This is a genomic window from Sphingomonas agri (assembly GCF_038148795.1).
GTDB classification, from domain to species: domain Bacteria; phylum Pseudomonadota; class Alphaproteobacteria; order Sphingomonadales; family Sphingomonadaceae; genus Sphingomicrobium; species Sphingomicrobium agri.
The window spans coordinates 983,700-997,554 of record NZ_JBAPEU010000002.1 but is presented as its reverse complement, the minus strand read 5'-3'; the positions used below and the strand labels follow the sequence as shown (position 1 = coordinate 997,554).

At 64.5% G+C, this 13,855-nt stretch carries 9 protein-coding genes and 1 tRNA gene; 3 read left to right on the top strand and 7 right to left on the bottom strand.

Annotation, left to right across the window (positions count from 1 at the left end):
• Positions 1–281: 281 nt before the first annotated feature.
• Both V8192_RS11905 and V8192_RS11900 read right to left on the bottom strand, forming a co-directional pair.
• A complete protein-coding gene (locus tag V8192_RS11905) occupies positions 282–767 on the bottom strand; it encodes a hypothetical protein (RefSeq protein WP_341633283.1) in 486 nt (161 codons plus the stop codon).
• Between the two features lie 138 nt (positions 768–905).
• Positions 906–981: transfer RNA gene (locus tag V8192_RS11900), tRNA-Thr, on the bottom strand.
• Between the two features lie 148 nt (positions 982–1,129).
• Between V8192_RS11900 and V8192_RS11895 the strand changes: the two genes are divergently transcribed.
• The 3 genes from V8192_RS11895 to V8192_RS11885 all read left to right on the top strand — a co-directional run bounded on the left by V8192_RS11895 (position 1,130) and on the right by V8192_RS11885 (position 8,136).
• Positions 1,130–2,548, top strand: a complete 1,419-nt coding sequence (locus V8192_RS11895) for a PAS domain-containing protein (protein WP_341633282.1) — start codon at positions 1,130–1,132, stop codon at positions 2,546–2,548.
• 87 nt (positions 2,549–2,635) lie between these two features.
• Positions 2,636–7,276 (top strand): NAD-glutamate dehydrogenase, encoded by a 4,641-nt coding sequence (locus V8192_RS11890; RefSeq protein WP_341633281.1) that lies wholly within the window; start codon positions 2,636–2,638, stop codon positions 7,274–7,276.
• Positions 7,276–8,136, top strand: coding sequence for an ATP-grasp domain-containing protein (locus V8192_RS11885; RefSeq protein ID WP_341633280.1), 861 nt, complete (start codon positions 7,276–7,278; stop codon positions 8,134–8,136). Before V8192_RS11890 ends, V8192_RS11885 begins: the two co-directional genes overlap by 1 nt.
• Here the strand turns inward: V8192_RS11885 and V8192_RS11880 are convergent.
• Genes V8192_RS11880 through V8192_RS11860 form a run of 5 tightly spaced genes read right to left on the bottom strand, consistent with a single transcriptional unit; the run spans position 8,093 to position 13,847 of the window.
• Positions 8,093–8,332 carry a ribbon-helix-helix domain-containing protein gene (locus tag V8192_RS11880; RefSeq protein WP_341633279.1) on the bottom strand — a complete coding sequence of 80 codons (240 nt, stop codon included), beginning with the start codon at positions 8,330–8,332 and terminating at the stop codon, positions 8,093–8,095. The genes V8192_RS11885 and V8192_RS11880 overlap by 44 nt on opposite strands.
• Positions 8,332–9,054, bottom strand: coding sequence for an acetoacetyl-CoA reductase (gene phbB, locus V8192_RS11875; RefSeq protein WP_341633278.1), 723 nt, complete (start codon positions 9,052–9,054; stop codon positions 8,332–8,334). Before phbB ends, V8192_RS11880 begins: the two co-directional genes overlap by 1 nt.
• 28 nt (positions 9,055–9,082) lie before the next feature.
• Positions 9,083–10,084: a ferrochelatase gene (gene hemH / locus V8192_RS11870; RefSeq protein WP_341633277.1), complete on the bottom strand. Its 1,002-nt coding sequence runs from the start codon at positions 10,082–10,084 to the stop codon at positions 9,083–9,085.
• Positions 10,084–12,183, bottom strand: a complete 2,100-nt coding sequence (locus tag V8192_RS11865) for a molybdopterin cofactor-binding domain-containing protein (protein ID WP_341633276.1) — start codon at positions 12,181–12,183, stop codon at positions 10,084–10,086. Before V8192_RS11865 ends, hemH begins: the two co-directional genes overlap by 1 nt.
• Positions 12,180–13,847 carry a class I adenylate-forming enzyme family protein gene (locus V8192_RS11860; protein ID WP_341633275.1) on the bottom strand — a complete coding sequence of 556 codons (1,668 nt, stop codon included), beginning with the start codon at positions 13,845–13,847 and terminating at the stop codon, positions 12,180–12,182. Before V8192_RS11860 ends, V8192_RS11865 begins: the two co-directional genes overlap by 4 nt.
• Between the last annotated feature and the right edge of the window lie 8 nt (positions 13,848–13,855).

Genomic DNA, 13,855 nt, shown 5'->3' with positions numbered 1-13,855 from the left:
AGATACCGGCCGACTAGAGCTCGGAAAGGCGGCGCCCCGCAAGAGCCCCGCCAGCACTGCAACCCGGCGATCGGAGTGGCTTTCTCGGCCATTTCTAGCGCCTCGCCGTAGTCAAAGAGACTTTGATCCCCCCCCGGACGCCCCCTATAGCATTTTGGAGTTTGGCCGTGATTTATGGAGCCGCGACGCTCGGATTTGTTCTATGGTTTTTGTCGGGCTCGTGAGTTGAGTTTCACGGATGCGTTAATGCACAATCCCCAAAAAGGTGGCGAAAGCCCCGCCTAAGACCGGTTGAGGATCGTAAAGACCGCATTCCCGTACTGGCTGGCGATGTGTCCTGGCATCATGACCGTGCCAAGAGTGTCATAGCCCTTCAGCTTCAGAACGAAGTCGCGATAATCGATCTCGGTGTCTGGGTTGAACTCATCGTTGGCTTGAACCCAAGGGAAAGCGATCTCGCCTTGGCTTATTCGCTCCTGCGCGCCACCGACCTTTCCGACCCTTTGTCCGTATTGGTAAATGCCGTCCGGATGGCGGGGCGCAGCAGCCGCCTGTGACTCATTAGACCCGCGCGCGGCCAGCTTGCGCTTGCAGTCCTCTAGCTCGTCGTCGCGCAGCCTCAAACGCGCCTCTAGCGCGCTGATCTCGTGACGCTTCACATAGTTTACGATCACCCAGATTATTCCGGTAACCACAAGGATTGCGCCCAGATATAGCACAGGCGCGGCCTTCACCGCGTCCCATTGCTGTTGGAGATCGACGTCCATGGTGGCGCCGGTCTATCAGCCATTAGTGGGTGTGCAAAAGTTCACAATTCCCACTTATCTTTGATAATTCGGTGGGGATGGAGTGGGGTTCGGTCCCCTGAGCGAGTAGCTTTTCCAAGCTAACCCATTGAAAAGAGGTGGTGCCGCTTGCGTGACTCGAACACGCGACCCCATCATTACGAATGATGTGCTCTACCAGCTGAGCTAAAGCGGCTTGGCTCTTTTGAGGAAGCGGGGCGCCACCTATCAGCGCATCGCAAGACCCGCAAGCGGCCTTGGTTGCTAACCGTTTATGCTTAACGGTTTCGTAATGCTGGTCGGCCATTTTCTCTGGGAACGGGAAGAGTGGGCACCGACATATAATGGACAGCTATCGCGAGCATCCGAGCGACTTTGGCGAACCGCAGTCGGAACCGACTTCGGCGCCGAGCGAAGTCGCGATCGGCACCGACGAGCGCCGGATGCACGTCCGCGCCTATAATTACTGGGTTTCCCTGCTCGGCGGCCGCGATTTCCCCTCGATCGAGGACCTGGAACCCAGCAGCGTCGAAGATTTCGCGTCGAACAGCCTGCTGCTCGACTTCACCTGTGGGCACGACAATCCGGCTCTGCCTTATGTCGGCGCGGGCATACGCGAGGAATGCGGCCTCAATGACGACACGCGGACCATTGCCGACATACCCAGTCGATCGCTGCTGTCGCGTCTAACCGACCATTACATGCAGATCATCGCCAACCGGGCGCCGGTTGGTTTTGAAGCGGAGTTCGAAAATCCCAAGAGCGAAAGCATCTGCTACCGCGGCATTCTCATGCCCTTCTCGTCGGACGGCGAGCAGATCGACTTCATCTACGGCGTCATAAACTGGAAGTGCGTCGAGGAACCTGCCAAGCTTGCTTCACCCGTAATCGATCTTCCTGTCGTGGAATTTGCCCAGTCAGAAGAGGCTCCTTCCGAAGAAGTAGCGCCAGAGCCCAGCGAGCCGGATGACGACTTCCTGGAGCTGACTGACAGGATCGAACATCCGGAAATTTCGGCTGCTGTCGACGCTACCTCCGAGCAAGCGTTCGAAGCCGAGGAGGCCGGGCCGGCACCGGAGGCGGCCGACATCCAGCCGCCCGTGCATTTTTCCTGGGAGGACGGTCCGCTTCACGGCGACGAGGAGGCCGAGGTGCCGCTGCCGGAAGCCTCGCTCGACGAGAATGCGGGCCTTGCCGACCGCCTGTGGGCCGCGCGCGAAACCGCCGAGAGCGTCAAGGCCGGCGAGGGCCGCACGCGTTCCGCGCTCTACAAGGCCTTGTCGCTTGCCTACGATTTCGCGATCGCGGCCGACGAGAACCCGCAAGACTATGCCGAGCTTCTCGAGGAATCCGGTGTGAAGGCCCAGGCCCGGGCCCCGATGACGCCGATCGTGAAGCTCGTCTTCGGGGTCGACTACGACAAGGCTCGCTTGACCGAGTTCGCCGCCGCTCTTTCCTTTGCGCAGCGCCAGAGCCTTCGCCTCGGCGAGTTCCAGGATTTCATCGAGAAGCAGCCGGGCGGCCTCAAAGGCCTCGTTGCTGCCGAGCGGCAGGCGCGCCGTCCCGAACCCAGGGCCGATACCCGGGGCGAGATTGCCCGCAATCGCCTCCGCACCGCGCCATCCATCTCGCTTGCCGACTTGTCCGCAACCGAAGAATTCGCGGTCGTGGTCACTCGCCGCGGAGCCGACGGCACCCATGAGCCCGTTGCGATCGTCGAGGATGAAGCACTGATCGAACGCGCGATCCGCCGCGCCGCCTGAACTGTTCGGACGCCCGGGGTTGTCCGCTTCGCGAGGGCGGGTCTATAGGCCGCCCCGCCTCACAAACCCTCGGAGCATAATCTTTTCATGACGGCCCATACGCGCCTGGATCCGCCCTTGGTCGAGTCCATCAGAAAGGCGCTGACCGGAAACGCGCTGCCCGGCGAGACGCAGGGACTGAGCCGCGAAGGCGAGCGCGAAGCCGCAGAATTCCTGGCGCAGGTCGCCGCCAGCCGCAAGCGCGGCGACCTTGGCCTCGAGATCGAATCCATCGGCGGTGAGGCCGGCAACCGGCGGATGCGGATCGGCATCGTCAACGACGACATGCCGTTCCTCGTCGACTCCGTCGCAAATGCCGTTGCGGCCCGCCAGCTGACCATCCACCGCCTGCTTCACCCGGTCGTCTGCGTGGCCCGAGATGATAAAGGTGAGCTCCAGGCAATCGAAGCATATTGCGGGGACAAGAGCCGCCGCGAATCCATGATGTACCTCGAGCTCGACCGCGCCGACGCGCGCGGCCGGCACGAGCTCGCCGCCGACCTCAAGCGCGTTCTTGGCGACGTCCGGCTTGCCGTGCGCGACTGGGAAGCGTTGCAGCGGCAGATGCGCGAGGATGCGGCCGCGATTTCGGATCCTGAAGGCGCGGCTCTCCTCAACTGGTTTGCGGACGGCGCAATGACCTTGCTCGGCTACCAGGTCGAGCGCCCCTACGAGCAGCCGTCCAGCACGCTCGGCATCTTCAGCATTCCGGGTGCACCGACCGACGAGGGCGGCGCGCTCGGTGCAATGCAATATTTCGAGAAGGGCGGCGACATCCCGCTCATGGCCAAGGCCGAGCGCAAGTCGACGGTCCATCGCCGCGTGCCGCTCGATCTCCTCGTCGTTCCGATCAAGGAAAAGGGCAAGGTCACCTCGATCGGCGTCCACGCGGGCCTCTGGACCAGCGAAGCGCTCCGTGTTCCGCCCGAAAAGGTGCCGGTCCTCCGGGCGCGCCTCAAGCAGCTTGATCAGGACTTCGGCTTCGATCCCAAGGGCCACTCGGGCAAGGCGCTTCGCCACGCGGTCGCATCGCTGCCGCGCGATCTCGTCATCGCCGTCGACTATGAGGAGCTGCGCGAACTCGTCATGATGGCGATGTCGCTTGCCGACCGGCCGCGGCCCGCACTCCTCCAGGTGCGCTCGATCCTCAAGGGCCAGCTCTTCACGTTCGTCTGGCTGCCGCGCGAAGAGCTCAGCACCGCCCGCCGTACCGCAATCGCGATGCTGCTCGAGAACGAGGTCGGCCGCGAGATCACCAGCTGGTCGGTCGAGCTCGGCGATGCCGATCTCGCCCTCATCCGCTACACCCAATATATCGAGGAATCCGCACCTTCGCCCGACGCAGAGGCCCTGGATGCCGCCGTCGTCGAGATGGTTCGCGGGTGGGCACCGGCCGTCGAAGGCGAACTCATCAATGCCTCGAGCGCGCCCAGGGCCACGCGCCTCGCGCTCACCTACATCAACAGCTTTCCCGACGGCTATCGTGCGCGAACAGCGCCCGAAGAGGGCGCTGCCGACATCCTGCGCCTCTCCGAACTTACCGACGAGAACGACCGCGGTGTCCGCATTACGCGCGACGAACATGACGCTCCCTGTCACCTGAGGCTCAAGACCTACCGCCGGGGCGGCCTCATTCCGCTGTCGGACGTCGTGCCCGTTCTCGAGAACTTCGGCTTCCGGGTGCTCGAGGAATTCCCCACCGCTCTTTCCGGCGGCAACGGCTACATCCACGATTTCCGCGTCGAACTCGGCGCGGAAGCCGAGATGCAGTCGATCCTTGCACGCGCGATCGAAATCGAGCGGGCAATAGCCAACGTGCTGTGCGGATCGGCGGAGGACGACGAGTTCAACCAGCTCGTCCTTTACGCAGGCCTCGACCAGCAATCGGTCGTGTGGCTGCGCGCCTGGTTCCGCTACCTTCGCCAGACCGGAAGCAGCTTTGGCCTCGTTACCGTCGTCGATGCTCTTCGCCGCGCGCCCAATGCCACGCGTGCGCTCATCGGCCTCTTCGTCGCCGCGCACGATCCCGCCGCCAAGCAGCGCGAGCGCCAGGTCGCCGATTACCGCGACCAGCTGGACCGCTCGCTCGCCAAGGTGCGCTCGATCGACGATGACCGGATCCTTCGGCGCCTGCGCTCGCTGGTTGACGCGATCCTTCGCACCAACGCGTTCGCGCCAGCCGCCGAGGAAGCGCTCGCCTTCAAGATCAACAGCTCGATGGTGCCGGGGCTCCCGGCTCCCGTGCCGTGGCGCGAGATCTGGGTTTATTCGCCGCGCGTCGAGGGCATTCACCTGCGCGGTGGTCCGGTTGCCCGCGGCGGCATCCGCTGGTCGGACCGGCGCGATGATTTCCGGACCGAAATCCTGGGTCTCATGAAGGCGCAGGTCGTGAAGAATGCCGTCATCGTCCCGACGGGCGCCAAGGGCGGCTTCTATCCCAAGCAGCTTCCGCCCATGTCGAACCGCGAGGGCTGGCTCGAGGAAGGAACGGAAAGCTACCGGATCTACATCCGTTCGCTCCTCTCGGTTACCGACAACCTCGTCAACGACAAGGTCGTTCACCCGGATGCCGTGGTGATCCACGACGACGATGATCCCTATTTCGTCGTAGCCGCAGACAAGGGCACCGCGACCTTCTCGGACATCGCCAACGAGATCGCGCTTTCGCGCAACTTCTGGCTCGGCGATGCCTTCGCGAGCGGCGGCAGCCACGGCTATGATCATAAGGCGATGGGCATCACTGCCCGCGGCGCCTGGATCTCTGTCCAGCGGCATTTCCTGGAAATGGGCGTCGACGTTCAATCGGATCCGGTGACCGTCGCCGGCTGCGGCGACATGTCGGGCGACGTGTTCGGGAACGGCATGCTCCTTTCGACGTCGATCCAGCTCATCGCCGCCTTCGACCATCGCCACATCTTCATCGATCCCAATCCTGATGCCGCGAGGAGCTTCGAAGAGCGCAAGCGCCTGTTCGAACTGCCGCGTTCGAGCTGGGACGATTACGACCGCAAGCTCATCAGCAAGGGCGGCGGAGTTTATCCCCGGACCGAGAAGTCCATTGCGCTCAGCCCGGAAGCCCGCCAGGCGCTCGGCATCGAGGCCAAGGCGCTCGATCCTGCAAGCCTCATCAACGCGATCCTCAAGAGCCCGGTGGATCTCTTCTGGTTCGGCGGCATCGGCACCTACATCAAGGCCTCGAACCAGAGCCAGGCAGACGTTGGCGATCCCTCGAACGATGCTCTTCGTGCAAGCGCCAACGAGCTTCGCGCCAAGGTGATCGGCGAGGGCGCGAACCTTGGGATCACGCAGGCCGGGCGCATCGAGTTTGCCGAGCGGGGCGGAAGGATCAACACCGACTTCATCGACAACAGCGCCGGCGTCGATTGCTCCGACAACGAGGTGAACATCAAGATCCCGCTCAACCGCGAGATGCGCGAAGGGCGACTGGAGTTTGCCAAGAGGAACGCGCTTCTTGCGCGCATGACCGAGGACGTCAGCGAGATCGTGCTCGAGGACAATCGCCTCCAGACGCTCGCATTGTCGATCGCTGAAGCGGGCGGCGTCCAGGCGCTCCCCGGACACGTGCGCACGATCGAGCTCCTCGAGAGCTCCGGGCGCCTCGACCGCAAGGTCGAGGGGCTTGGGACGAGCGAAGAGCTGCTCCGGCGGGGCCAGGACAATCGCGGGCTGACGCGGCCTGAACTTGCCGTCGTGCTCTCGATCTCGAAACTCGTCCTCCAGGCAGCTGCCGAGGACCTGAAGCTCGCCGAAGATTCTCTGGTCGGCCCCCAGCTCTTCGACGCGTTCCCCAAGGCGATGCGCAAGAGCGAGACCGAAGCCATCAAGGCCCACCGGCTTCGCAACGAGATCGTCGCGACCAAGGTCGCAAACCGGCTCGTCAATCGGCTGGGGCCGGGCGTCGCCTTCGACCTTACCGAAGAAGAGGGCGCCTCGCTCCACCAGGTCGTCTCCGCCTTCCTCGTCGCCGAGCGCCTGCTCGACCTCGACAGGCTATGGAGCGAGATCGAGCAGGACGGGCTTCCCGAGACCGTCAGGATCGAGCTCTTCTCGATTGCGGCAGCAAGCGTGCGCTCGCATCTTTCCGACATCATCCGGGCTGCCGGCGGAGAGACCACGGTCTCGACGCTCTGCGCGCTCCTCGAACCTGGAACGCGGAAAATCTCTGCTGCTGCAACCAAGCTCATCCGCTCGGAGGTCAAGAACGAGGCTGCAGCCCGCCGCGACCGGCTGATCGCCCTTGGCGCCAGCGAGGACATCGTGAAAGGGCTCGTGCGCCTCTACGAGCTCGACGGCGTCTTCGGGATCGCCGCGCTCGCTTCGCGGCACACGCTGGACGAACTTGAGGTGACGCGTGCCTACACCCGCCTCGGCGAAGCGCTCGGACTCGACTGGGCACAGCAGCAGGTGGCGCGTTTCGTACCGGCAGACCAGTGGGAGCGGCTTCTGACGGCCGGCCTAGCGCGCGACTTCGAGCAGCTGAGGATCGAATTCCTCTCGCGTTGCCGCGGCAAGGACGTCGATGACGGTGTCGAAGAATGGGTCAAGGCTCACGGCGAGCGCATCGGCCAGTTCCGCGAACTCGTCGGGCGGGCACGGAGCGAAGGCCATGTGAGTGCACCGATGCTTGCGCAGATCGCCGGCCAGGCGCGCATCCTCCTGGGCCACTGATGCGCGTTGCCGTTCTGGTTCCCGATCCGGACTATCCGGAGCCATGGAGCTGGGCGTTCGACATCGAGGCTGATGCGCTGAAAGCCGCCGGCTGCACCGTTGATCCTGTCGCGTGGACCAGGATCGACGTCGTTTCTTCCTACGACCTGGTGATGCCGCTGGTCGCCTGGGGCTACCACCTCGATTATCCGCGCTGGCTTCGGCTCCTCGACCGCGCCGAGGCCGAACATTGGCCGATGATCAACCGGCCGGCCCTGCTGCGCTGGAACAGCGACAAGGCCTATCTTGCCGAGCTTGCGGAGCGCGGCGTCGCGACGGTCCCGACGCTTGCAGTCGAAGCCTGCTGCGATGCCGACCTGGAAGAGGCGCGCCGGCGTTTCGAGAGCGACTGGCTGGTGATCAAGCCGCCCGTTTCCGCAAGCGCCACGGGGACGCACAGGCTCGGGCCCAACGATGATCTTCCAGCCGACAGCCTAAGAAGGCCGATGATCGTCCAGCCGCTCATCGAGGAAATATCACGCACGGGCGAATTCTCGCTGATGCTGTTCGACGGCGAATTCAGCCATGCCGTCGTGAAGCGTCCGAAAAGCGGCGATTTCCGGGTGCAGCCGCATCTTGGCGGCGTGACGCTGCCGTCCAAGGCACCTCCGGGCGCTGTAGCCCTCGCCAAGAAGGCCCTTCAGGCAGCGCCCGTTCCTGCTGCCTACGCGCGGGTCGATATCGTTCCCGACGATGAAGGGACGCTCCGCATCATGGAGCTGGAGCTCATCGAACCTGCCCTGTTCCTCGATCACGCCGACGACGGCGGCGCGGCTTTCACGAACTCGGTTCTGCGCGGGCTTCAAAAAGCCACTGTCTGATGGCCGAGGTGAGGTTGGGCGGTTCCTCCGCGTCCAGCCGCGCGACGTCGATCTCCGCCACGAGCGCATTCAAAGGGCAGCCACGCTCGCGCGCCGCGACCTCGAGAGCCTGCCAGAATACAGGTTCGAGGCTGATCGACGTCTGGTGCCCGGCAATGAGCACCGATCTCTTCTTCGGAGGCGCGTACTGCGCCATCAATACATGTGCTGGCCGCCGTTGATCGACAGCGTCGAACCGGTGACGAAGCCGGCATTCTCATCGCACAGGAACGCAACGCCTCGCGCGATTTCGTCGGCCTTGCCGAGGCGCCCGACGGGGATGCGCGCGACGATCTTGCCGAGCACGTCCTCGGGAACCGCGGCGACCATGTCGGTGTCGATATATCCAGGCGCGATCGCGTTGACGGTGACACCGAAGCGCGCGCCTTCCTGCGCGAGCGCCTTGGTGAAGCCGTGAATGCCGGACTTGGCCGCTGCATAATTCACCTGGCCGTACTGGCCAGCCTGGCCGTTGATCGAGCCGATATTGACGATCCGGCCATATTTGCGACCGACCATTCCGTCGAACACCGCCTTGGCCATGTTGAAGCAGCCGCCAAGATTGGTGTCGATCACCTCCTGCCACTGCTGGTGGCTCATCTTGCGGATGGTGGTGTCGCGTGTGATCCCCGCATTGTTGACGAGGACGTCAACCGGCCCGAGTTCTTCTTCGACCTTGCGCACGCCCTCCTGGCAGGCCTCGAAATCGGAAACGTCCCACTTGTAGGAGCGAATGCCGGTGCGCTCGCTGAATTCGCGGGCCCGTTCCTCGTTGCCCGCGTAATTGGCTGCGACGCTCAATCCCAGGTCGCGCAGCGCCATGCTGATTGCTTCGCCGATACCGCGCGTACCGCCGGTGACGATCGCCACTCGTGCCATAGCCGTCTCCTCTCTCCGGCTAGGGCGCTTATTGCTGTGGAAGCCAGCCTGCAAGTTCACGCGAGATAAGGCGTTCGAGCATGGCGATGCCTTCGGTCGAATCGTTGAGGCAATCGAGAAGCGCGAACTGCTCCCCGCCGCCCTCGAGGAACGTCTTTCGGCCGCGAATGCCGAGCTCCTCGAGAGTCTCGATGCAATCGACCGAAAATCCGGGTGCTGCGATCGCAGCGCGCTTCACGCCTTCTGAAGCGTAGCGCGCGAGCGTCGCTTCGGTCGCGGGCTCGAGCCATTTCGCGCGCCCGAACCGCGACTGGAACGCGATATCGACCTCGCGGCCGATTGCCTTGCCGAGGAGCCGCGCCGTCTTCTGGCAGTGGCAGTGATAGGGATCGCCGAGGTCGAGTGTCCTCACCGGCATGCCGTGAAAGCTCAGGAGCAGCCGCTCGGGCTCGAATTTGAGCGCCTTGAGCTGCTTTTCGATGCTCGCCGCGAGCGCGCCGATGTACGCGGGGTCGTCGTAATAAGGCGGCAGTGTCCGGAGCGCCGGCTGGAAGCGCATCCGCGCAAGGGTTCCGAAGACGGCGTCGTTGGCGGTCGCGGTCGTTGCCGCGCAATATTGGGGATAGAGCGGCGCTGAAAGGATGCGCGTACACCCTTCCGCCATCATGTTGTCGAGTGCCGCGGCAATGCCGGGATGACCGTAACGCATCGCATAATGAATGCTGACGCCGGGTAATTTCGCGCGGAGCGCCTCGGCCTGCCGCGCGGCGATCGCGCGCAGGGGCGAACCCTCGTTGGTCCAGATCTGGTTGTAAGCCTCGGCGGACCTTTTTGGCCTGGTCCTGAGGATGATACCGTGGAGGACCGGCTTCCAGGCGAGCGGGTGTATTTCGATGACGCGCGGGTCGCTGAGGAACTCGGCCAGGTAGCGGCGTACGGCGCGCGCTTCCGGCGCGTCCGGCGTTCCGAGATTGATGAGGAGGACGCCGATCCTGGGGGTGGGCGTTCGTGGATGATCGGGCGGAAGCATCAGCCCTCAGCCATAGGATTGAACGGGATCGAGCGCATCCGCCTTCCCGAGCCCGCGTGAACCGCGTTCGCGAGTGCAGGGGCTACGGGAAGCGTCCCAAGGCCGCTGATCCCGCCGGCAGGCTCGCTACTTGGAATGATCTCGATGCTGATGTCGGGAGTATCGGCCAGGCGAGGCAGGCCGATGCCGCCGATCGGACGCGCACGCGGCATGCCCGCGATCCATTCGGGCGAGTGAACTGTGGCCTGGGCAAGTGCCCAGACGAGGCCTCCCGCGATCTGTTGCTGGACGAGCCCGGTGTTGACGGTCCTCCCGCAATCGACGGCGGCGACGAGCCGGTGGGCTTTGACGCGCTGCTCTTCGCCGATGCTCGCGACTGCAACGAGGCCGATATGGGACCCGAAGGCGGAAGCTCCTGCAATGCCCATCGTGCTTCCCTGTCCCCCGCCATCCCATCCTGAGAGCCGTGCGGCAGCTTGGAGGCAGCGGGCAAGGCGCCCGTTGCCGCCAAGCATCGACATGCGGAAGGCAAGAGGCTCCATTCCGGCAGCGTGCGCGAGTTCGTCGATGAAGCTCTCGGTGAAGAACGCGAATTCGCGCTCCGGCGAACCTCTCATGTAGCCTGGCGTGATCGGAAGCTCGGCATCGACCGCTTCGATCCTGATGCTCGGAATTGAATAGGGCGGGACCGCTCCGCCAAGCGCGCTTCGCCCGAGCCTGTCTGGCGCGTCCTTGCCAGCGAGGCGCGCAAGGGCGGAGCCAAGGCCGTCTGCAGTCGCGACCTTCATTGCCCAGGCGGCAGTTATGCCCCCTTCGCCGGGAAGCGCGGTCATCCGGGCAAGAGCGCCGGGAGCAACGCGGTCCTGGTTCTGGCTCACCGACTGCGAGAGGACGACCTGGACGGGGCGCCCAAGCGACTTTGCGAGCTCGGCCGCGATCGAGGCTGCATCGGGCTCCATCGCGCGGCCGGCAGGTTCGCCCGCCGGCATCGGGTAGAGGTTCTGATAGGCTTTCCCGAACCCTGGCGCCTGCGTCGCGGCCCAGATCTCGACGGCTCCGTCACTGATCCGCGCAGTAGCAGTGACGGGCTCAAGCCCGAGATGCTGCGAGGGGGCTGCAAAATAGGTTGCGGCGAGGGGACGCGACCCGCGCACGGCCGCACCATAATTGCCGCGGGAGAACCATTCGTGACCGGCAACATTTGCAAGTGCGTGCTCAAATGCCTGGCGCATGTCGGGCGCGCTTCGCGTGCCTGAAAAATGAGGATCGCCGGCCTTTGCTCCGCGCTCTGCGGTCCACCAGTTTTCGGCAACTACAGCGACCCATCGATCGGTAGTGCTGACGTGAACCACGCCCGGGATCTTTGCTGCCAAATCGCGCAAAAACTGGGTGACCCGGCCACCGGGCGGCGCGATACGGACGCTCGCGAACAGGAGGCCCGGCAGCCGGACGTCCCCTGCAAAGCGCCAGCTCCCTTGCGCCTTTGCGGGGCCATCGAGCCGCTGCAGCGCCTGGCCGATCAGCCGTTCCTTGGCGCGCAGCGCGACGTTCCTCGGGACGCTCCGGTCCGCGGCTTCTTCGGCAAGCTCGGCAAAGGTGAAGGTCCTCACCCCATTGATGACGAACCCGTCGGCCGTGTCGCAGGACGAAGGATCGACGTTCCAGCGATCGGCCGCCGCGCCAACGAGCATCGCGCGGGCGGTAGCCGCCGCTTGGCGGAGCGGCTGCTCGAACGCGCGCACCGACGTCGAATTGGCGGTGATCCTTACTCCGGAAGGCCAGCCCTCTTCCTTCGCCATCGCATTGGCATAGGCTTTCGCGAGCGGCGCCGGCTCGGCTCCGATACTCTCCCAGGCGGCACCAAGTTCATCAGCGACGATCTGCGCAAGACCGGTCCAGATCCCCTGTCCAGTCTCGACCTGTGGGACTGCGACCGTGATCTTTCCGCTGTTGGCGATCCTGATGAAATTGCCAAACGTCTGCTCGCCCCTGGCGGGCGCAAGTTCGCTCTCGAGATGCCGGGGCCAGAGTGAAAAGGCGACCACCAGGCCAATGCCTGCGCCGCCCGAGATCAGCAGTGTGCGCCGGTCGAGCTTCAACGCGCGTATTGGGCCTTGAGCGCCCGCCGGTCGATCTTTCCCGTGCCGAGGCGAGGCAGCGGTTCAGCCGACATGATGATGCGTTCGGGGATCTTGAACTTGGCGAGCTTGCCATCGAGGAACGTGCGCAGCTCCCCGGCTTCGAGCTCTTCGCCGGGCTTCAGGTGGATGATCGCGACCGGCACTTCGCCAAGGCGCTCGTCCGCGGCCCCGAATACCGCCGCTTCCGCGACCGCGGGACACGCATAGCATTCCGCTTCGACCTCGGCCGCCGAGATATTCTCGCCGCCCCTGATGATGATTTCCTTCTTGCGGTCGACGATGAAGAGATAGCCATCTTCGTCGAGATAACCGACGTCGCCGGTCCGGACCGTTCCATCGGACGCGACCGTCTCTTGCGTTGCCTCCGGATTGTCCCAGTAGCACTTGATGTTGGCGGCCGTGCGAATGCCGATCTCGCCGGTTTCTCCGGCCCCAAGGCGCCGGTCTCCGGCGCCGAGGATCGAGACCTCGACGAGCGGCCTTTGCGCTCGTCCCGTGGACGCCGGCTTTGCCGCATAGCTGCTCCAGAAATTGGCGCAGCCCGTGGCGTTGGTCTCGGTAAGCCCATAGCCGAGCGCCGGCTGCGCGTCCGGAAATTCGCTCCGCAGCCGCTCGACGTGGCTTACCGGCCGCGGCGCGCCGCCCGCCGTGATGTCCTTGAGTGACGAGAGGTCATATCTGGAGCGTTCGGGGTGGTTCATGATCTCGAGGCTCATCGTCGGCACGCCGACGAAATAGGTGATCTTCTCCTTCTCGATCAGCCGGAGCGCCTCCGTCGCGTCCCACTTGGGCATGATCACCATGCACCGGCCGATGACGAAGCTGTTGAGCATCACCGGGACTTCGCCCGTGACGTGGAAGAGCGGAACGCTGAGCAAGGTCCGTGCAGGTGTTGCGGGCGCGCGGCCCTCCTGCGTCAGGAGCCCCAGAAGGACGATGAGGCCGGTCGAATAGGCATAGACGCCCGTGGTCACTGCCCGGTGCGTCGAGAGGGCGCCCTTGGCTTCACCGGTGGATCCGGACGTGAAGAGGATGGTCGCGTCATCCTCCGGGGATAATTCGGGGAGTGCCGCATTCTCGTCCGCGCCGTCCATGATTGCAGCAATCGCGTCCTCGACCCGCTGGTCGATGGGCAGGCACACAGTCTCATACCGCCCGCAGCGCTCGTTGATCTTCTTTGCGCGGGGCGGATCGGCGATGATGAGCTTTGGGCGCGTGAGCTCGACCGCATGCTCCATCTCGAAGGGTTCCCACCATCCGTTGAGGAGCGTCGCGATGCCGCCGGCCTTCAGGATTGCCATGTAGGTGACGATCCATGCCGGGCAGTTTCGCATCGCAAGGCCGACGCGGTCCCCCTTGGCGATGCCGCGGGCAACGAGGCCCCGTGCGAGACGATCCGAAATTCGCTCGAGATCGGCAAAGGTCAGGCGTTCCTCGCCTGCGACCACGGCCTCGTTCGCGCCGTTGAGGGCAGCGAATGCCTTGAAGAACGAGGGCAGGGTCGCCGGAAAGTTGGTGACGATTCCCCGCCCGAGCCCGTCGCGCCCGATCTCCAGCCGCCCGCCGGGGCCGGTGACCCTCGCAAGCTCCTCGTCGAACCGGCGGTCGAGCTCGCTTTTCATGGATGTGT